This window comes from Nocardiopsis sp. NPDC055879, assembly GCF_053615935.1.
This window is the reverse complement of the sequence record NZ_JBSHCT010000006.1, coordinates 156,174-175,402: the sequence shown is the minus strand read 5'-3', so window position 1 is coordinate 175,402 and position 19,229 is coordinate 156,174. Positions and strand designations below refer to the sequence as shown.

17 protein-coding genes and 1 CRISPR repeat array (1 of these 18 only partly in view) are annotated in these 19,229 nt (G+C 68.8%); of the genes, 9 read left to right on the top strand and 8 right to left on the bottom strand.

Translation table 11 applies throughout. The features are described from left to right. Positions 1–45: 45 nt before the first annotated feature. Genes ACWGKS_RS09095 through ACWGKS_RS09085 form a run of 3 tightly spaced genes read right to left on the bottom strand, consistent with a single transcriptional unit; the run spans position 46 to position 3,163 of the window. Positions 46–1,077, bottom strand: coding sequence for a FecCD family ABC transporter permease (locus tag ACWGKS_RS09095; protein WP_358514071.1), 1,032 nt, complete (start codon positions 1,075–1,077; stop codon positions 46–48). Further along, positions 1,074–2,150: an iron chelate uptake ABC transporter family permease subunit gene (locus ACWGKS_RS09090; protein WP_358514069.1), complete on the bottom strand. Its 1,077-nt coding sequence runs from the start codon at positions 2,148–2,150 to the stop codon at positions 1,074–1,076. The genes ACWGKS_RS09095 and ACWGKS_RS09090 overlap by 4 nt, the downstream gene beginning before the upstream one ends. Positions 2,151–2,164: 14 nt before the next feature. Further along, positions 2,165–3,163, bottom strand: coding sequence for an ABC transporter substrate-binding protein (locus ACWGKS_RS09085; RefSeq protein ID WP_358514067.1), 999 nt, complete (start codon positions 3,161–3,163; stop codon positions 2,165–2,167). A 141-nt stretch (positions 3,164–3,304) separates the two neighbouring features. Here ACWGKS_RS09085 and ACWGKS_RS09080 point away from each other — a divergent pair, with 141 nt between their 5' ends. Both ACWGKS_RS09080 and ACWGKS_RS09075 read left to right on the top strand, forming a co-directional pair. Next, positions 3,305–4,060 carry a helix-turn-helix domain-containing protein gene (locus ACWGKS_RS09080; protein ID WP_358514065.1) on the top strand — a complete coding sequence of 252 codons (756 nt, stop codon included), beginning with the start codon at positions 3,305–3,307 and terminating at the stop codon, positions 4,058–4,060. Between the two features lie 135 nt (positions 4,061–4,195). Next, a complete protein-coding gene (locus tag ACWGKS_RS09075; RefSeq protein ID WP_160049361.1) occupies positions 4,196–4,360 on the top strand; it encodes a hypothetical protein in 165 nt (54 codons plus the stop codon). Positions 4,361–4,463: 103 nt separating this feature from the next. On the opposite strand, the gene ACWGKS_RS09070 is transcribed toward ACWGKS_RS09075, so the two are convergent. The 3 genes from ACWGKS_RS09070 to ACWGKS_RS09060 all read right to left on the bottom strand — a co-directional run bounded on the left by ACWGKS_RS09070 (position 4,464) and on the right by ACWGKS_RS09060 (position 8,318). Continuing rightward, positions 4,464–4,904 (bottom strand): hypothetical protein, encoded by a 441-nt coding sequence (locus ACWGKS_RS09070; protein ID WP_358514063.1) that lies wholly within the window; start codon positions 4,902–4,904, stop codon positions 4,464–4,466. Next, positions 4,904–7,447, bottom strand: a complete 2,544-nt coding sequence (locus ACWGKS_RS09065; protein ID WP_358514061.1) for a multicopper oxidase domain-containing protein — start codon at positions 7,445–7,447, stop codon at positions 4,904–4,906. Before ACWGKS_RS09065 ends, ACWGKS_RS09070 begins: the two co-directional genes overlap by 1 nt. A gap of 154 nt (positions 7,448–7,601) precedes the next feature. Then, positions 7,602–8,318, bottom strand: coding sequence for a helix-turn-helix transcriptional regulator (locus ACWGKS_RS09060; RefSeq protein WP_358514059.1), 717 nt, complete (start codon positions 8,316–8,318; stop codon positions 7,602–7,604). A gap of 288 nt (positions 8,319–8,606) precedes the next feature. Here ACWGKS_RS09060 and ACWGKS_RS09055 point away from each other — a divergent pair, with 288 nt between their 5' ends. Genes ACWGKS_RS09055 through ACWGKS_RS09035 form a run of 5 tightly spaced genes read left to right on the top strand, consistent with a single transcriptional unit; the run spans position 8,607 to position 16,440 of the window. Next, the gene (locus ACWGKS_RS09055) at positions 8,607–12,266 is read left to right on the top strand and encodes a nitrate reductase subunit alpha (protein ID WP_452522312.1); all 3,660 of its coding nucleotides are present in this window, start codon (positions 8,607–8,609) and stop codon (positions 12,264–12,266) included. Positions 12,267–12,297: 31 nt separating this feature from the next. Next, positions 12,298–13,860, top strand: coding sequence for a nitrate reductase subunit beta (narH, locus tag ACWGKS_RS09050; RefSeq protein WP_358515780.1), 1,563 nt, complete (start codon positions 12,298–12,300; stop codon positions 13,858–13,860). Further along, a complete protein-coding gene (gene narJ / locus ACWGKS_RS09045) occupies positions 13,857–14,513 on the top strand; it encodes a nitrate reductase molybdenum cofactor assembly chaperone (protein WP_358515777.1) in 657 nt (218 codons plus the stop codon). Before narH ends, narJ begins: the two co-directional genes overlap by 4 nt. After that, positions 14,510–15,256, top strand: coding sequence for a respiratory nitrate reductase subunit gamma (narI, locus tag ACWGKS_RS09040; protein ID WP_087100522.1), 747 nt, complete (start codon positions 14,510–14,512; stop codon positions 15,254–15,256). The genes narJ and narI overlap by 4 nt, the downstream gene beginning before the upstream one ends. Continuing rightward, positions 15,253–16,440 carry an MFS transporter gene (locus ACWGKS_RS09035; protein ID WP_358515773.1) on the top strand — a complete coding sequence of 396 codons (1,188 nt, stop codon included), beginning with the start codon at positions 15,253–15,255 and terminating at the stop codon, positions 16,438–16,440. Before narI ends, ACWGKS_RS09035 begins: the two co-directional genes overlap by 4 nt. A gap of 42 nt (positions 16,441–16,482) precedes the next feature. On the opposite strand, the gene ACWGKS_RS09030 is transcribed toward ACWGKS_RS09035, so the two are convergent. Together ACWGKS_RS09030 and ACWGKS_RS09025 are read right to left on the bottom strand one after the other, a co-directional pair. After that, positions 16,483–16,659, bottom strand: coding sequence for a DUF397 domain-containing protein (locus ACWGKS_RS09030; RefSeq protein WP_358515770.1), 177 nt, complete (start codon positions 16,657–16,659; stop codon positions 16,483–16,485). Then, entirely contained in the window at positions 16,652–17,479 is an 828-nt protein-coding gene (locus tag ACWGKS_RS09025; RefSeq protein WP_358515767.1) for a helix-turn-helix domain-containing protein, read from the bottom strand. The genes ACWGKS_RS09030 and ACWGKS_RS09025 overlap by 8 nt, the downstream gene beginning before the upstream one ends. Positions 17,480–17,658: 179 nt before the next feature. Here ACWGKS_RS09025 and ACWGKS_RS09020 point away from each other — a divergent pair, with 179 nt between their 5' ends. Together ACWGKS_RS09020 and ACWGKS_RS09015 are read left to right on the top strand one after the other, a co-directional pair. Then, positions 17,659–18,144, top strand: a complete 486-nt coding sequence (locus tag ACWGKS_RS09020) for an ATP-binding protein (RefSeq protein ID WP_358515784.1) — start codon at positions 17,659–17,661, stop codon at positions 18,142–18,144. 314 nt (positions 18,145–18,458) lie between these two features. Next, complete coding sequence (locus ACWGKS_RS09015) at positions 18,459–18,608, top strand: hypothetical protein (RefSeq protein WP_358515764.1); 150 nt, start codon at positions 18,459–18,461, stop codon at positions 18,606–18,608. A 158-nt stretch (positions 18,609–18,766) separates the two neighbouring features. Beyond that, a CRISPR array of direct repeats spans positions 18,767–19,229; the repeat unit is 29 nt; unit sequence GTGAGCCCCACGCACGTGGGGATGGACCG; it runs 1,579 nt beyond the window's last position.

Genomic DNA, 19,229 nt, shown 5'->3' with positions numbered 1-19,229 from the left:
TGCCCCGCCGGACGCACTTCGTTCGGCGGGGCACGCGGGCGCGGGTCAGGAACGGCCGCTCTCGCGGAACAGCAACCACACCAGGTAGCCGCCGCCCAGGCACACGGTCACCGCGCCCACCGGCAGCGCGATGCCCGGGATCGCGTACCGGGCGATGAGGTCGGCCATCGACAGCAACAACGCGCCCGCCAGGGCCGACCCGGTCAGGTCCGCGATGCCGCCGTGCCGGGTCAGCCTGCGGGCGATCTGAGGGGCGACGAGGGCGACGAACGCGATCGGTCCGGTCACCGCCGTCACGACCGCGGTGAAACCGACACCGACCACCACCATCAGGGCCTTGGTGGCCTCCACCGGAACCCCCGACATCGCCGCGGTGTCCTCGCCCAGCTCCAGTTGACGCATCCGGCGGCCGAGCGCCGGCAGGGCCAGGAAGAGCAGGACGGCCATGGCGGCGGACACCCCCACCGGCGGCCAACCCACCCCGTTCAGGGTGCCGGCGCCCCAGATCGCGGCCCGCAGGGCCACGTCCAGGTCCGCCTTGACCGAGAACCAGGTGTTGACCGAGGACAGCATCGCGCCGACCGCGATGCCGACGATGATGAGCCGGAACCCCCGCATCCCCTGTCGCAACGCCAACAGGTACACCGCCAGCGCAGTACCCAGGCCGCCCAGCACCGCGCCGCCGGCCAACGTCGGATAGCCGCTGCCGCCCAGCATGATCACGCACACCACACCCGTGTAGGCGCCGGAGTTGAGCCCGATGATGTCGGGGCTGCCCAACGGGTTGCGGGTGAGCGACTGGAACAGGGCGCCGCTCAACCCCAGACAGGCACCGAACAGGGCGGCGGCGACGGCCCGGGGCGCCCGCCACTCCACCACCACGAGCCGGTTCGGTCCCTCCGAGCCCGGAGCCAGCGCACCGATCACCTCCGGGATCGGAATGACGCGCGAACCCATGGAAAGCGCTATCAGGACACAGGCCGGTAGTGCCAGGAGCATGATCCCGTAGACGATGAGGGCCCGCCGGGAGGAGCGCACGCTCACCCTCCCGGCCCTCAGCACGATCGTGTCCCTCACAGCGCGTTCGCCTTCGTCCGTCGAATCAACATGATGAGCACGGGCGCGCCCAGGAACGCGGTGACGACACCGACCTGGAGTTCGCCCGGCCAGACCACCAGACGCCCGATGACGTCGGAGAGCAGGACCAGCGCGGGCGCCGCCACCAACGTGAACGACAGGATCCACCGCTGGTCCGGGCCGGTGATCATGCGCACCGCGTGCGGCACCATCAACCCGACGAAGGAGATGGGACCGGCCGCCGCGGTGGCCGCACCGCACAGCACCGTGATCGCCACGATCCCGAACGCGCGGGTCAGGGCCACCCGCGCCCCCATGGCGTGGGCGAGCTCCTCGCCCAGGGCCAGCGCGTTGAGCGAACGGGTCAGTGCCAGAGCCAGTACGAGGCCCACCAGGACGAACGGGGCGATGGCCGCCACGGTGCCCTCGGGGCGATCGGCCAGGGTTCCGGCCTCCCAATAGCGCATCCGGTCGAAGCTCTCGGGGTCGACCAGGGTCAGCGCCGAGGCGGCTCCGCTGAAGACCGCGCCCAACGCGACCCCCACCAGGACCAGCCGCAACGGCGTCGCCCCACCCGGTCCACGAGCGGAGACGAGGTAGACCATCGTGGCGGCGATGAGCGCGCCCGCGAACCCCGACCACAGGTACTGGTCGATCCGGGTCACCCCGAGCACGCTCACGCTCACGGCGATGGCGAACGCGGCGCCCGAGTTGACCCCGAGGATCCCCGGGTCGGCCAGGGGGTTGCGGGTCAGGGCCTGGGCGAGCGCCCCGGCCACGCCCAGCGCCATGCCCACGAGCAGGCCCAGCAGGGTGCGCGGCACGCGTAGGGCGAGCACGGTCAGATGGTCGATGCTCTGGTCGGGGGCGGTCAGGGCCGCCCACACGGTGGACACCGGTAGGCGGGCCGACCCCACCATGAGACCGGCCGCGCAGGACAGGGCGAGAAGGATCAGGCACAGGAGCAGCCACACCGGACGGGCGCCGATTCCTCGGCGGTGGGACTCGTCCGGTGTGGCGGTGGACCCGTGCGGGTTCCGTTCCTCCCCGCGGTTCTTCAAGAGGGAACGCACGTGATGGGGGCTTCCTAGGAGAACTGTTCCTCGACGATGTCCAACAGCGCGAGTTCCTCGTCGTAGTCGCCGCGCAGGCCCCAGTGGGGCAGGTCGTAGGCGTTGCCCTCCTCGAACGCGGGCAGCGCCGCGTAGACCGACGACTCCGACAGGCTCTCCACGTCGGCGGTGTCACCGTGGAAACCGATGATGAAGACGGTGGGGGCGTCGACGATCCGACCGACCTGTTCGCTGGAGATCTCGAACATGTCACCGCCGGCGGTGTAGGGCTCGAAGTCGTTCTCGGTGAACAGGGTGTCGGTCTCGAAGCCCAGGCGCGCGAACGTCTCGGGCAGCCCCATGTCCTCGATGAGCACGTAGGGGGTCTGGTCGGCGGTCACCGTCAGGAAGGTCGCCGGGTTCGGTGGGACGGTGATGGCCGCCGCGACCTCCTCCACCCGTTCGTCGTAGGTCGCGGCGAGTTCCTCGTAGCGCTCGGGGCTTTCGAAGACCTCCTCGGCCAGGAAGGAGAACTGGTCCTGCCAGGTGGTGCGGGTGTCGTCGACGATGACGGTCGGCGCGATCTCACCGAGCCGGTCGTAGGCCTCCACCGCCTGGAAGTGCGGGAAGCCGAGACCGCCCGCGATGATGAGGTCGGGTTCCAGGCCCAGGATCGCTTCGAGGTCGAACCCGTCCGCGCTCCACGGCAGGATCTCGGTGCCGTCCTCCTCGGCGGCTTGGGCCCAGTGCTCGGAGAACGCTCCTTCGGTGTCGGCGGTCTCGGGGATGACCCCGACCACCGGAACGTCGAGGTGGTAGAGGTAACCGGCCAGGGCGTGGTTGAGGACCACCACCCGCTCGGGGGCGCCTGGAACACTCACCTCGCCCTGCCCGGTCTCCACGACCCGGGTTTCGGATCCGGTGGCCTCCTCGGCCTCGGTGGTGCTTTCGCCGGCCCCGCAGGCGCTCAGGGCCAAGGATCCGACCGTGAGCAGGGACATGAGGGGCACAAGGGGGACTCGGAGGGATCGCATGGGGCCTCGTTCTGGACAGGGTAGGGGAGACGGGGGGCCGACAGGAAAGATAAGGTAAGCCTAGGCTAATATCCCTGGTGCCGGTGGGCGCGCCCCAGGTGACATCGGTGCTCGCCCGAGATGACATGTTCTGGAGCCGTGATGACGCCGAAACAGCTCTGCCGGGTCGTGCCCGAGAACACGATCCGGTTCCTGGGACACGACACCCACGAACACGAGGTGCCGCACCTGATCCACGTGGTCGCCGGAGCGGCCGAACTGGTCGTGGCCGGAGAATCGATCACCCTGCGGGCCCGGCACAACCTCTGGCTGGCCCCGCACGTGCCCCACTCGATGCGGTTGGAAGAGGGCGGGATGGCCCTGGGGCCGCTGCTCTCCCCGGGCACCTCGCCCCCACAGCGGGTGCATCGACTCGGGGTGGTCCCCGAACTCACCCGGGTCATCATGACCGTGCTGGGGGCGGCGCCGGCCACCGCAGACCAGGTACGCCCCTTCCGGGACGCCCTCGATGCCGTCCTGGGCGGGCTGTCGCGGCCGCGCTTTCCCGTCACGCTGCCCGAACATCCGGTGGCCAGGGCCCTCGCGCGCGAGACCGCCCGCTCCGAGGCCACCCTGGAGGAGCTCGCCCGACGCCACCACACCAGCGTCCGTCACGTCCAACGCCTCTTCGTCGAGCAGACCGGGCTCGTCTACACCCGATGGCGCACCCGGGCGCGGTTGAACACGGCGATCGAACGGCTCAGGGCCGGCCACGGTCTGCCCGAGGCGGCCCGGGTCTCGGGTTATTCGACCAGAAGCGGCCTGCTCCGTGCCCTGAGCAGGGAGAGCGGCCTGCCCGAGTCGCTGCTGTCCGAAGACCCCCTGGCCGCACTCGACGCGACACCGGTCGCGGCCTGACCCCTTCCGAACACACGCCGGAGCGGGCGATTTTCCTATCTCTTGGGTAGGTTGTTTTCTACACTGGTGTGACGGGCGCGGATCCGCGCCCGCCACACCCACCGTCCACGCATCACTTCGGGAATCGAGGGGACCATGTCCAGGGTCAAACTCCGGCTACGCGGCCAGGAGGACGACGTCGAGCGTCTGTTGGAGACCCTGCGGTCCGATGAGGCCGTCCGACTGGACGAGAAGGTGCCGGAGCCGCAATCCGGTGGCTACGTGGTCGTCCACGCGGTGGCCTCCACCGACGACGAGTAGGACCTCCACGCGCGGGGACCGGCCGTGATCCTCAACGTCCGGTCCGCACCGCCCGCCGCACGCTCGGAGGCCCCGACCCGGACCGGGCCGGGGCTCTACCCGGTCAGATCCTCGGTAGCAGGGTGGCCAGCAGGACCACGCCGACCGAGGTCACCAGGCTCGTCATCGCCATGGTCCGGGCCAGGCGCGGCCTGGTGCGGGTGGTCGCGCCGTGCAGCGTCGCCGCGACCATCACCACGCAGAACAACGCCAACTTCGCCGCCAGCACCCGGCCGTATCCGGGTTCGAGCAGGGAGGCCCAGGTCACCCCGGCTCCCCAGGCCAGGGTGATCCCCGTGCCCAGCTGGACCGGTAGGAAGAACCCCGCAGTGAGGGTCCCGAAGCGCTTTCCGATGGCGGTGAGCACCGTGGTGCGACGTTCGCCTTCCAGGGTCCGTCGGGTCAGCGGCATGACCACCAGGGAAACGGTGAGCTGTCCGCCCACCCACAACATCGCCGAGAGCACGTGCAGGAAACGCACCCCTGCCCAGACCGCTTCCTCCATCAGGGTTCCTCCACCTCGAAGTGTCCGTGCGCGCCGCCCTCGGCGTGGCGCAGATCGTGGTCGACGAAGGGGTAGTGCCCCGCCTCGGGGAAGGTCGTCTCGACGAAGCCACCCTGGGCCGTGCCCAGATCGAGTGTCTGGGAGCCACCGTCGTCGTCGGGGCGCAGCAGGTAAGCGCCTTCCTTGTAGACGGTGTCGAAGCGCGCCCCGACCACGTGGAAGGAGGTGCCGTCCAACGGGCCGGCGGTCACCACCCACACACGCACACGTTCGTCGACCCGCGCCACCAACGGCGCGTGGTCGTAGCCCATGGCGGCACCGTTGAACATCCACCCCTGGGGTTGTCCGGTACGGATGCGCTCGGTCTGCTCGGCGTCGCCGGGCTCGCCCGGGTACAGCTCGCCCTGGACCAGCACGTACTCGCGGTCGACCTCGGCCAGGTCGGGCGGGTCGATGATCACCGCCCCGTACATGCCGTTGGCCAGGTGGTGGCTCATCGGCGCGGTCGAGCAGTGGTACAGCCACGCCCCCGCCTTGTCGGCGGTGAACCGGTAGGTGAGCTCCTCGCCCGGGGCGATGGTGCGCATGGGTTCGTCCGGGGCCAACGAACCGGCGTGGAAGTCGATGCTGTGTCCCATCGTGCCGTCGTTGACCAGGGTGACGACGAAGACGTCACCGACCTTCCCGCGCAGGACGGGCCCGGGCGCGGTGTCGCCGAAGGTCCACACCGGGCGCCGAACACCGGGCGCGACCTCCTGTTCGCTCTCGCCCACCCGGATCTCGACCTCGTGCTCGTCGGTGTCGGGGGACGGGTCCAGCTCGGCGTCGATGGGTTCCCAACCCTGGCTGAACTCTCCGGACAGGTCGAGCGGCGCACCGGTGGCCCCCATGGAGTGCTCACCGTGTTCGGCGACGGGAAGGTCGTCGCCGGTGGTGGTCACCGTCATCTCCATGCCCGAGGCGCGGTGTCCCATCACCGAGCACCACCCTCGCAACGGACCGTCCACCACCCCCACCTCCAGGGTGGCGCTCTCCCCGGGCGCGAGCACGGGGGTGCGCGTTCCGTTCTCCATGCGCAAATCGTGCGGTTGGGCGTCCTCGTTGGTCACCTCCAACACCAGTACGTCGCCCGGGTCGACGGTGATGGTGCCCGGTTCGACCACCATGTCCCCGAGCGCCACGTCCACGGTGCTCGTCCGACCGGTGGGGGTGACGGCGGATTCCTCGTCGGTGGGCACACCGAGGGCGAACACCAGCGCCAGCGCGGTCAGCGCGGCGCCCAACCCGGTTCCCACCAGCCCGGGGGAGGCGGTCACCTCCCAGGCGCGCAGGACGGCCACCCCGGCGAGCAGCACGAAGGTCGCCGCGGACGCGAGCACCAGTGCCCACGCCGCGGTGCCCCACGGCCCCGGGAACAGGGTCGGCGGCAGGCCGAGGTTGAGCGCGGCCAGGCGGACCGGCCACCCCCGACCCAGCAGTGCGGTGTTGGCCTTGACCGCGCGGGGACCGCCGCCCAAGACCACGGGAAGCAGGTAGGTCAGGGACCCCAATAGGACCTGGCCGGCGAAGCCCACGAGGAACAGCGGAAGGAGCGGCTGTAGGACGGTGTGCACCTCGTGCGGGGCGTGCACGGCCAGGGTGTGGACGTCCACCGCCAGCGCGGCGAGCAACCAGACCAGGGAGGCGGCGACCGACCAGGCCGCGGCCCCCGTCGGCCGTTTGCGCAGCGCGGTGCGCACCAAGGGGACCAGGCAGACCAGGACCCCGGCCGCGTACACCACGATCCCGGTCAGGGCCCCCCAGCGCATGCCGGCGGCGAGCCCGACGGCACTCGCCACCAACCCCACCAGGACGGGGACCAGGGCGCGGCGGGCCACGGTGCCCGCGCCCTCCACGACGCGGGTGCGCAGGATGGTCGGCCACAGCGTGAACAGGCTGCCGATCACCGCCAGACCGACCCAGCCCCACAGGTTGAGGTGGACGTGCGCCGCCAACGACCGTTGCCGGACCTCGGGACCGGCGGCGTCGAACAGCATCATCGTGCCGAGCACGGCCCCCAGCACGAACGAGACGCCGGCCGCCGTGTACCAGGCGCCGATGTGGGCGAACCTTCCGCCCAACGCACTTCGGCAGGCGCGTGCCAGGGCCAGGGTGTGCACCACGACCACGCCCAGCACGGCCACCGCTCCGACCACCGCGAAGGGGATCGGGACGGAGGTCGCTCCGACCACCAGGACCACGACGCCGGTGTTGAGCACGGTCAGCCGGGCGGCCTGATAGCGGTCCGAGGTCGCGGGCAGGCGCAGCAACGCGACCGTGAAGTGCTCGGTCCAGGTGACGATCGCGTTGGTGACCGTTCCGAGCAGGAGCAGGTGCACCGGTAACCAGGAGGGCAGACCGAGCGGGCCGACGGCCGCGGCGGCGCACACCGCGAGCAACGCCCAGACCAGGGCGATCACGTTGGCGCGGGCGTGCCAGGACACCTGCCGTGGCAGCGGCGGTGGTCGGTCGGGGCGTTCGATACGCACGAACGTGGCGGGCATGACGGCTCCGTTTCCGAACAGGGGACGACCGCGTGCGCGGCCGGCCGGTTCCGGCCCAAGGGGCGTGTGCTCCGGGGCACGGTGGGCGATGAGCTCCCGGTGGCACGGAAAAGGGGCCGTTTGTTGGAGCGCGAGAGACGTCGGGGAGCGCGGTTCAGCTCCCGGGAGGGTCCTCCACCTCCGTTTCGCGTAGTTCGGCCACGCAGTGTCCCGGGGTGGCGAAGGGGCGCAACCGTACGGCCTCCACGGGCGCGCGCATGCGTTCCAGGGCGCCGCGGATCATGCCCAGGTGGACGCCGCAGACCACGTCCGGGGCGGCCTCGGCCAGCTCACGGAAGGGGCAATGACGCAGGTCGATGTGGGTGCCATCGGGGGAGGGGCGAGGGCGGAACCCGGTCTCGCGCAGGAGGTCGGTCACCGCGGCACGGGCGGTGTCGGCGTCCACGGGTGGGCGCGGCCCCCTGGAGTCGACCAGCCGTTCCCCCTGGCCCTGCCCGGCCCGTACGGCGGCCTCGCTCTGATCGCCCTCGATGGCGGACAGGTGGGCCACCAAGGCCTCGGCGAGCATCCGGTAGTCGCGCTGTTCATCGTCGTCGGCCGGGGTGTACAGGGTGCGCGGGCGCCCGGGCCGATCACGCTCCTCGGGGGCGGCTCGGACCAGACTCCGGTCGGTCAGTAACGACAGATGTGAGCGCACGGTGTTGGTGTGCAGCCCGACCACCTCGGCGATCTCGCGGACGTCCATCGGATGGTCGGACCGGCGCAGTGTCTGCAGGACGGCGACCCGGCTGGGGTCGGCCAGGACCCGATGCTCGCCGGGGTCGATCCCCGTGGTGGCGGACGTTCGCCCTTGGTTCCCGTGGTCGTTCACACCTTGTGTTTACACGGTCCCGATTGTAAATACAACGCAGGTGGTGAAAAAGCGTGTGGACGTGCGGATGCACGTGCGACCCGGGGGGACTTAAGGCCCACCACCAGTACAGACCTTCGCGGGACGATCCCGGACTCACGACTTTGGTCCGACTGCCACGTCCACTGGTGGGGTGGGAAGGGCAACAGGTCACCGAGACGGCCGCAGGCGGTCGTCGAAGGAGAGAGGACCTCAGTAGTGACCCGCTACGATCCGCGCGAAAACTCCGAAACCGGGCCCGCGCCCGGTATGGACGGTCCGGTCTCCGACGCACTTCTGCGCACCCGCAGATTCCTTCGCCCACAAGAGGTGTCCGAGGACCTTCGTACCGTCCACCGCGTCGGCGGCCGAGACGCCGACGTCTTCTACCGAGACCGCTGGAGCCACGACAAGGTGGTGCGCTCCACCCACGGGGTGAACTGCACCGGATCCTGTTCCTGGAAGGTCTACGTCAAGGACGGGATCATCACCTGGGAGGGACAACAGACCGACTACCCGTCGGTGGGCCCGGACAGCCCCGAGTACGAACCCCGAGGCTGCCCTCGCGGCGCCGCCTTCTCCTGGTACACCTACTCGCCCACCCGCGTGCGCTACCCGTACGTGCGCGGTGTGCTGCTGGAGATGTACCGCGAGGCCCGCGAACGCCTCGGCGACCCGGTCCTGGCCTGGGCCGACATCGTCGACGACCCCGAACGCGCCGCCCGCTACAAGCGCGCCCGCGGCAAGGGCGGACTCGTGCGCGCGAGCTGGGAGGAGGCCCTGGAGATCGCGGCCGCCGCCCACGTGCACACCGTCGCCGAACACGGCCCCGACCGGGTCGCCGGTTTCTCCCCGATCCCCGCGATGTCGATGGTCTCCCAGGCGATCGGCTCCCGCTTCTACGGGCTCATCGGCGGCTCGATGCTCTCGTTCTACGACTTCTACGCCGACCTTCCCGTCGCCTCCCCGCAGGTGTTCGGCGACCAGACCGACGTGCCCGAGTCCGGTGACTGGTGGAACGCCGGCTACCTCATCATGTGGGGCTCCAACGTCCCCGTCACCCGCACCCCGGACGCCCACTGGATGGCCGAGGCCCGCTACCGGGGTCAGAAGGTCGTCGTGGTCTCCCCTGACTACGCCGACAACACCAAGTTCGCCGACGAGTGGCTGGCCGCACGGCCCGGCAGCGACGGCGCCCTGGCCATGGCCATGGGACACGTGGTGCTGCGCGAGTTCTTCGTGGAGCGCACCACCCCCTATTTCGACGACTACGTGCGTCGCTACACCGACCTGCCGTTCCTGGTGCGTCTGGAGGAGACCGACGACGGCCACCGCGCCGGCAAGTTCCTCACCGCCCAGGACCTGGGCCGAGAAGGCGAGAACACCGCGTTCAAGACGGTCGTCCTGGACGAGACGACCGGAGAACCGGTGGTCCCCAACGGTTCGCTGGGATTCCGCTACGGCGAGGAGGGCGAGGGCAAGTGGAACCTCGAACTCGGTGACACCAAGCCCCGACTCACCTTGTACGAAGGCTCGGACGGCGAGGCGGTCGAGGTCCACCTGGCCCGCTTCGACACCGAGGACGCCCCGCCCTCACGCCGCGGCGTACCCGTGCGCCGAGTGGGCGGCCACCTGGTCACCACCGTCTACGACCTGCTGCTCGCCCAGTACGGCGTGGGCCGCGAGGGCCTGCCCGGCACCTGGCCGACCGGCTACGACGACCCCGACGAGCCGGGCACCCCGGCCTGGCAGGAGACCTTCACCGGCGTCCCGGCCGCCCGCGCCGAGCGGATCGGCCGCGAGTTCGCCGCTAACGCCGAGGAGTCCAAGGGCCGCTCCATGATCATCATGGGCGCCGGAACCAACCACTGGTTCCACTCCGACACCATCTACCGCGCCTTCCTCACCCTGACCACGCTCACCGGTTGCCAGGGCGTCAACGGCGGCGGCTGGGCGCACTACGTCGGCCAGGAGAAGACCCGCCCCCTCACCGGCTACAACCAGATGGCCTCGGCCGGGGACTGGTCGCGTCCGCCCCGACACATGGTGCAGACCGCGTTCTGGTACCTGCACAGCGACCAGTACCGCTACGACCGGTTCAGCGCCGACCAGGTCTCCTCCGGGCTGGGCAAGGGCCTGTTCGAGGGCATGAGCACCGCCGACGTCATCGCCCAGTCCGCGCGCATGGGATGGATGCCCTCCTACCCGACCTTCGACCGCAACCCCCTGGACCTGGCCGACGACGCACGCCAGGCCGGACTCCCGATCACCGAGTACGTACCGCGCGAACTCAAGGAAGGGAGGATGCGCTTCGCCTGCGAGGACCCCGACGCGCCCAAGAACGCGCCCCGGGTCCTGACCGTGTGGCGGGCCAACCTGCTGGGCAGCTCCGCCAAGGGCAACGAGTACTTCCTCAAGCACCTACTCGGCACCGACTCCTCCCTACGAACCGAGGAGGCGCCGGAGGGCCAACGCCCCCGGGACGTGCGCTGGCGGGAGGAAGCACCCGAGGGCAAACTCGACCTGCTGCTGTCCCTGGACTTCCGGATGACCAGCACCACCGTCTTCTCCGACGTGGTACTCCCGGCCGCCACCTGGTACGAGAAACACGACCTGAACTCCACGGACATGCACCCGTTCGTGCACCCGTTCAACCCGGCCATCTCCCCGCCCTGGCAGGCCCGCACCGACTTCGACGCCTTCCACGGACTGGCCCGTACCTTCAGCGAACTGGCCGTCGAGCACCTGGGCACGCGACGGGACGTGGTCGCCGTGCCGCTGACCCACGACACCCCCGACGCGATGGCCACCCCCAACGGCACCGTCCTGGACTGGAAGTTCGGTGAGTGCGAGCCCATCCCCGGCGTGACCATGCCCAAGCTCGTGGAGGTCGAACGCGACTACACCGCGATCGCCGCCAAACTCGGCGCGCTGGGCCCGCTCGCGGACAAGCTCGGCGTGACCACCAAGGGCATCACCTACAACGTCGACAAGGAGATCGACTACCTGGGCCGGGTCAACGGCACCGTGCGCGGCGGGCCGGCCGACGGACGCCCCGCGCTCGAACGCGACTCCCAGATGTGCGAAGCGATCCTGGCGTTCTCGGGCACCACCAACGGACGCCTGGCCACCCAGGGGTTCCACACCCTGGAGAAGCGGGTGGGCACCGAACTGGCCGACCTGTCCGCCGAGAGCGAGGGCAAACAGATCACCTTCGCCGACGTGCAGGTCGCACCGGTGTCGGTACTCACCTCACCCGAGTGGTCGGGCAGCGAGAGCGGTGGACGCCGATACTCGCCGTTCACCATCAACGTCGAACGCAAGAAGCCCTGGCACACCCTCACCGGACGCCAGCACTTCTTCCTCGACCACGACTGGATCACCGAGGCCGGAGAGAACCTGCCCGTGTACCGGCCGCCGCTGAACATGCACCGGCTCTTCGAGGAACCCGAGGTCGGGGACAACGGCGAACTCGGCGTGACCGTGCGTTACCTGACCCCGCACAACAAGTGGTCCATCCACTCCGAGTACCAGGACAACCTGCTGATGCTCAGCCTGTCCCGGGGCGGCCCGGCCATCTGGATGAGCGGCGCCGACGCCGACAAGATCGGCGTGCGCGACAACGAGTGGATCGAGGCGGTCAACCGCAACGGCGTGGTCGTGGCCCGCGCCATCGTCTCCCACCGCATGCCGGAGGGGACCGTGTACATGCACCACGCCCAGGACCGGCTCATCGACGTTCCCCGCGCCGAGACCTCCGGCAAACGCGGCGGCATCCACAACTCGATCACCCGGCTGCTGGTCAAGCCCACCCACCTCATCGGTGGCTACGCCCAGTTCAGCTACGCCTTCAACTACATCGGCCCCACCGGTAACCAGCGCGACGAGGTGACCGTCATCCGTCGGCGTTCCCAAGAGGTGGAGTACTGATGCGGTCGATCGGAACGGGGGAGGAGTACGAATGAAGTTGATGGCTCAGATGGCCATGGTGATGAACCTCGACAAATGCATCGGGTGCCACACCTGTTCGGTCACCTGCAAACAGACCTGGACCAACCGTGCCGGCATGGAGTACGTGTGGTTCAACAACGTCGAGACCCGGCCCGGGCAGGGCTACCCTCGCACCTACGAGGACCAGGAGAAGTGGAAGGGCGGCTGGGTCCGCAAACCCAACGGACGCCTGGCCCTGCGTTCGGGCGGTCGGCTCAAGAACCTCACCACGATCTTCGCCAACCCCACGATGCCCGGCATCGACGACTACTACGAGCCCTGGACCTACGACTACCAGACGCTCACCAACGCCCCGCTCCAGGAGCACACGCCGGTCGCCCGACCCAAGTCGCTCATCAGCGGCCGCGACATGGCGATCCGGTGGAGCGCCAACTGGGACGACAACCTCGCCGGCGGTCCCGAGCTCGCCCAGGACGACCCCGTCCTGCGCAAGGTCTCCGACAAGGTCAAGCTCGAATTCGAGCAGTCCTTCATGTTCTACCTGCCCCGCATCTGCGAACACTGCCTCAACCCCTCCTGCGCCGCCGCGTGCCCCGCCGGGGCCATCTACAAGCGCAGCGAGGACGGCATCGTGCTCGTGGACCAGGACACCTGCCGGGGCTGGCGCAAGTGCGTGACCGCCTGCCCCTACAAGAAGATCTACTTCAACCACCGCACCGGCAAGGCCGAGAAATGTACGTTCTGCTACCCCCGCATCGAGGTCGGCATGCCCACGGTGTGCGCCGAGACGTGCGTGGGACGGCTGCGCTACCTGGGCCTGGTGTTCTACGACATGGACGCCGTCCTGCCCGCCGCCTCGGTGGAGGACGACCATGACCTCCTCGACGCACAGCGCGAACTGATCCTGGACCCCAATGACCCCGAGGTCGTCCGCGCCGCCGAGAAGGAGGGCATCCCCCGCGACTGGATCGAGGCGGCCCAACGCTCGCCCATCCACTCGCTCATCAACGAGTACAAGGTGGCGCTGCCCCTGCACCCCGAATACCGCACCATGCCCATGGTCTGGTACATCCCGCCGCTGTCCCCGGTCGTGGACGCCGTGTCCGAGACCGGCCAGGACGCCGAGGACCGCGACAACCTCTTCGCGGCCATCGAGAGCCTGCGCATCCCCATCGAGTACCTGGCCGAACTCTTCACCGCCGGAGACACCGGACCCGTCACCGACTCACTGCGCCGCCTGGCCGCGATGCGTTCCTACATGCGCGACATCAACCTCGGACGGGAGACCGACGAACGCATCCCCCACGCCGTGGGCATGGACGGCGAGAGCGTGTACGACATGTACCGGCTGCTCGCACTCGCCAAGTACGAGGACCGCTACGTCATCCCGCCCGCGCACACCGAACAGGCGCACTCCCTGGAGGCCTTCGCCACCGGATGCAGCCTGGACACCGAGGGCGGACCCGGCATGGGCGGCCCCGGCGCCGGCGGACCGGACAAGGGCGGCCCGCTCACCGGAGGCAAGGTGTCGCTGCCCATGCCCTCGATCCGTCGGTCGGGGGAACACACATGAGCCTGTTCAAGGCGCTCAAACGCCACCCCATCACCGATCGACAACGCGCCCTGACCCACAGGATCGCCGCCCTGGTGCTGGCCCACCCCGATGAGCGGCTCCTGGCCGACCTGCCGATGCTGCGCCAGGCGGCCGAGGAACTACCCGACCCACCGCGCGCGGACCTGATCGGGGTGATCGACCGGCTCGCCTCGACCCCACCGCCCGAACTCGCCGAAACCTACGTCGGCACCTTCGACCTGCACCGGCGTTCGTGCCTGCACCTGACCTACTACGCGCACGGGGACACCCGAAACCGCGGCGCCGCCCTGCTGTCGTTCTCCAACGCCTACCGCAGGGCCGGTTTCCTCCTCGACGAGGACGAACTCCCCGACCACCTGTGCGTGGTCCTGGAATTCGCCGCCACGGTCGACCCCGTCGGCGGCACGCGCTTACTGAACCGGTACCGGGCCGGGCTGGAACTGCTGCACCTGGCCCTGCGCGACGCCGACTCCCTCTACACCGGCGCGGTCACGGCGATCAACGCCACTCTGCCGCCCAAGACCGACCGAATCGACGACAAGGTCGCCCGACTCGTGGCCCAGGGGCCACCCGTCGAAGAAGTCGGTCTCGCCCCCTTCCCACCTCCGGAAACCAGGAGCGTGCACTCGTGAACACCGCACTCGAAACGGTGTTGTGGGTCATCGTCCCCTACGCCTGCATGGCGGTCTTCCTCGTCGGCCACTACTGGCGCTACCGCTACGACAAGTTCGGCTGGACCACCCTGTCCACCCAGCTGTACGAGAGCCGGCTGCTGCGCTGGGGCAGCCCCCTGTTCCACTTCGGCATGCTCGCCGTCATCGGCGGCCACGTCGTGGGCCTGCTCATCCCCAAGTCGTGGACCGCGGCCGTGGGCGTCACCGACGAGCTCTACCACGTCATGGCCGTCGGCCTCGGCCTGGTCGCCGGGATCGCGGTGGTCGTGGGACTCACCCTGCTCATCCTGCGCCGACGCCTGGTCGGACCGGTCTTCCGGGCCACCAGCCGGATGGACAAGCTCATGTACGTGGGGCTCGGGCTGGTGATCGTCACCGGCATGGCCAACACCATCGTCGGCAACGTCATCGGCCACTACGACTACCGGGAAGGGGTGTCGATCTGGTTCCGCGGGCTGTTCGTCCTGGACCCGGACCCGGCCCTGATGGCCGCCGCGCCGCTCACCTTCCAGGCGCACACGCTCTCCGCCCTCGCGCTGTTCGCGCTGTGGCCGTTCACCCGGCTGGTGCACGTGTTCAGCGCGCCGCTCGGCTACCTGTGGCGGCCCTACGTGTTGTACCGATCACGGGACACCCGGATGGGTGAACGCCGCGGGCGTCGCGGGTGGGAGAACGTCGAGGACGGGAGCCGGATGCCATGAACAGCGGAGCCAGAACCAACCTCGTCCTGGCCACGGCGGCGTTCGCGCTCATGTTCTGGGCGTGGAACCTGATCGCGCCCCTGGCACCCGACTACGCCGCGCGCCTGGACCTGAGCCCCACCGAGACCTCCGTGCTCATCGCCTTTCCGGTGCTGATCGGGGCCGTGGGCAGGATCCCCGTCGGGGCTTTGACCGATCGCTACGGTGGCCGGGTGATGATGGCGGCGGTCGCCTTCGTCTCGGTGGTGCCGGTGCTGCTGCTCGGCTTCGTCGGGGACTCCTACCCGATGCTGCTGGTGCTGGGGTTCTTCCTGGGGATCGCGGGAACCTCCTTCGCCGTCGGTGTGCCGTTCGTCAGCCGCTGGCACTCCGCCGAGAAAAGAGGATTCGCCACCGGTGTGTTCGGTGCGGGCATGGGCGGAACGGCGCTGTCGGCGTTCCTCACCCCCTACTTGGCCGGAACGATCGGGTTGTTGGGCACACACGTGTTCATGGCCGTGGCGCTCGTGCTCATGGGTGTGCTCGTACTGGTGGTGTGCCGCAACCCGCCCGGGTGGGAGCCCTCCACCGACCCGCTGATGCCGCGCCTGCGCGAGGCCCTCGGATTGCGGGCGACCTGGCAGAACATCCTGCTGTACGCGGTGGCCTTCGGCGGATTCGTGGCCTTCTCCACCTACCTGCCGACCCTGCTGCACAACGCCTACGGGTTCGCCCAGACCGAGGCGGGCCTGCGCGCCGCCGGATTCGCCTTGGTGGCCGTCGTGGCCAGGCCGGCGGGCGGCATCCTCTCCGACAAGGTCGGCCCTGTGCGGGTGTGCATGGTGTCCTTCGTCGGGACCACTCTCATGGCGGGCGCGCTGGTCTTCCAACCCCCGGCGGAGCTGGCGGCCGGGACGGTGTTCGTGCTGATGGCGGCCTTCCTCGGGCTGGGCACCGGAGGAGTGTTCGCCCTGGTCGCACAGCTGGTGGAACCGGCCCGGGTGGGTACCGTCACCGGGCTCGTGGGCGCGGCCGGTGGGCTCGGTGGGTACTTCCCGCCACTGGTCATGGGCGTGGTGTTCCAGGCGACGGGGGCGTACGCCTTCGGGTTCGTGCTGCTGGCCGCGGTGGCGTTGGGGACGGCCGTGTACACGGGGATGGCCTTCCGGGACCGGTCGACGGTCGAGAAAACGGCGGTGAAGTGAATCAGGGGGTGGTGGGTGAAGGGGCGCCCGCCACCCCACCGCTCACCGGCCGGTGAGCCGAACGGTTTCGAGGAAGAAGGTCCATTCGGGCCGGTCGAAGGTGAGGTGCCCCAGGTCCCGGTTCCGGGTGTCGCGAACGTCTGCACCGGAGCTGTACTCGCGCGCCTCGACACATTCGTTTGATCCGCCGCTGTAGGTGCTCTTGTGCCAGTCACTCATCGTCGATCTTCCTCATCTCGTCGCGTATCGCTCGCAGGGTTTCCTCCGGGCCACAAGCTCCACCTTGGAGTGCGGCGAACAACATACGGCTTCGAAAGATACCAGCGGAATCGGTGATGATTCGGCCCTCTTCGGCAGATTCCATATAGACCACTTCGGGTTCGTCCGATGTGGTGATTATGCGGCGAGGGCCGGAGTTGCCCGCGTGACGTGGCGAGTCCATAGGAACCATCTGAAGGGTCAACCTCTCCCTTTGCATGAGGTCGGCGACCCGAGTGAGCTGCTCCTTCTGGATCTTCGGTGAACCATAGCGACGAGCGAGTACGCCCTGGTCGATGATCAACCAGATGGAAGGAAGCTCGGCTTCGACCATACGGTCGGCGCGCTCACACCTTCCCTTAGCGATCGTGTCCACTTCCTTGCTCGACAACCAGGGCGAACCGTAACGAATGAGCGCGTGTGCGTACCGCTCGGTCTGCACATAGGAGGGGAAGACCAAGGGCTGGTACTCGAACAGGGCATCGGCGGCGTGGGTGCGCTTGGTGACCTCGTGCAGCCACACCTGGCGCCCGGAGCCGGTCAATTCCTCCCACAGCTTCTCCAACCTCCCATCGCTCTCCAGCACCTCGTCCAGGAACTTGCGCAACCAGGGTCGGGCCATGGCACGCCCGTTCTCGATGTCGGAAACATGGGAATTGCTGACACTCGTGCCGAGCTGGCTGACCCGGTGCGCCACGGCCTCCTGAGTCAGATCAGCTTCGATTCGTAACCGGCGGAGTTCCCGCCCGAATGACCTCAGAACACGTTCGTCTGCGTACATAAGACCAGGGGAGCACAAAGGGTAATCGTGTGTGGGGCGTTCCACGTAATTCCAGAGCCTCCTGGAAGATTCGTCGACTCTTCGAGTGGCCTTCACGCGACAAAGGTCCAGGTCACATCCTTTCTTTTGCGGGCCATCCACACTCGATGACGTGACCAGGAAAGGCTTCGGTGACCTCCATGACCGCCACTCGTCCGCCCCTCGAACTGCCTCGACGGATCCGCTGCGCGGACCCGGACAAGAGTTCCCTGGAATGTGGGCACCAGCCCTGGCATCTGAAGGTGTCGCGGAGCTGGGCCGCGTACACGGTCCGTTCTGCTCCGTCTGCCGTCCAACCCCTGCTGCTGTCCCTATCCGAGCTGCACACCAACGCCCTCAGGCACTCCACTTCAGGGTTGCCGGGTGGTCGGGTGCGGGTCGAGATCGAGCGGCGCCGACGCCTGCTCCTGCTTCGAGTGACCGACGATGGTCCCCGCCCCGGGGCCGTCGTCACCCTCCCTCAAGCCCTTCCGATCCCGGGGGAGTGCCCTTTGCGGGAAGGCGGTTACGGATTGGCTCTGGTCGACGCGATGGCGCTGTATTGGGACTTCACTCGCGAACCGAACGGATCAATGACGGTTCGCGCAGCTTTCGACCGTTCTGGGCGCATTCGCGTGGTCACCTGAAATCCGGACGAAACGAAAATGTCCCGGCGCGGTGCTCGAACACCTCGCCGGGACTCAACCCCCACCTGAATACGCAGGAGGAGATCGTGTAGAAGTCTACTGGCAGGCACCGCAAACCCCTACGTGGTTGGCGAAAACGAGCACGGTGGTTGTTCGGTATGGTCCTGGCCGCCGTACTGTGCAGCCCGCTCCAGGTTCGCCGCACACCATCGACCGCTGTCGACCGACCGCCCCGAAATCGAAGGGTGGCTCCAGTCGTTCCGGTGCCGATTCCTCGACCCAGGCGCCCGCATCCTTCAGAGCAGGGTTGGCTCGTGGACGACGGCAGTATGCCCGTGGTTCGCCCCTGCCTGTTCGTCGGTCCGGAACAAGCTCTCGCATCCCACCAGGTGGTCGATGAGGAGCCAGGGGAATTCGACGAACTGGCGGGCCTGGTGCGTACCTGGTTGGAGCTCACCACCTGAGTCCCTCATCGTTCTAGGGCTGCTGCTACGAGCCTCGCCTCTCGGAGAGCGCGATGTGGGATCATGACGAAGCCTGAAGACACGGTCCCGGCTCGAATATCGACCCGATCCGAACGTAACGCGGAGATAACGTCCTGCGTTGTTGCAGGTCATTAACTGTGAGCCCCACGCACGTGGGGATGGACCGGGGGTGCGGCGTCCTGGCCGTACATCACCATCGTGAGCCCCACGCACGTGGGGATGGACCGCGAGCCACCGCACAGAGGCGCGCTCGCTCGGAGTGAGCCCCACGCACGTGGGGATGGACCGATCACGTAACGTCCAACGCGGGAAACATGCTCGTGAGCCCCACGCACGTGGGGATGGACCGGTGGACCCCGCGTGGGTCCCGCCCATCGCGATGTGAGCCCCACGCACGTGGGGATGGACCGGCCTCAACCCCACCAAAGTCTTGTTCGATGAGGTGAGCCCCACGCACGTGGGGATGGACCGATGGGCGGCAGCGCCGCGATGACCAGGAACTGGGTGAGCCCCACGCACGTGGGGATGGACCGCGTTGATGCCGATCGCCGTGGCCGACAGCACGGTGAGCCCCACGCACGTGGGGATGGACCCCGAACG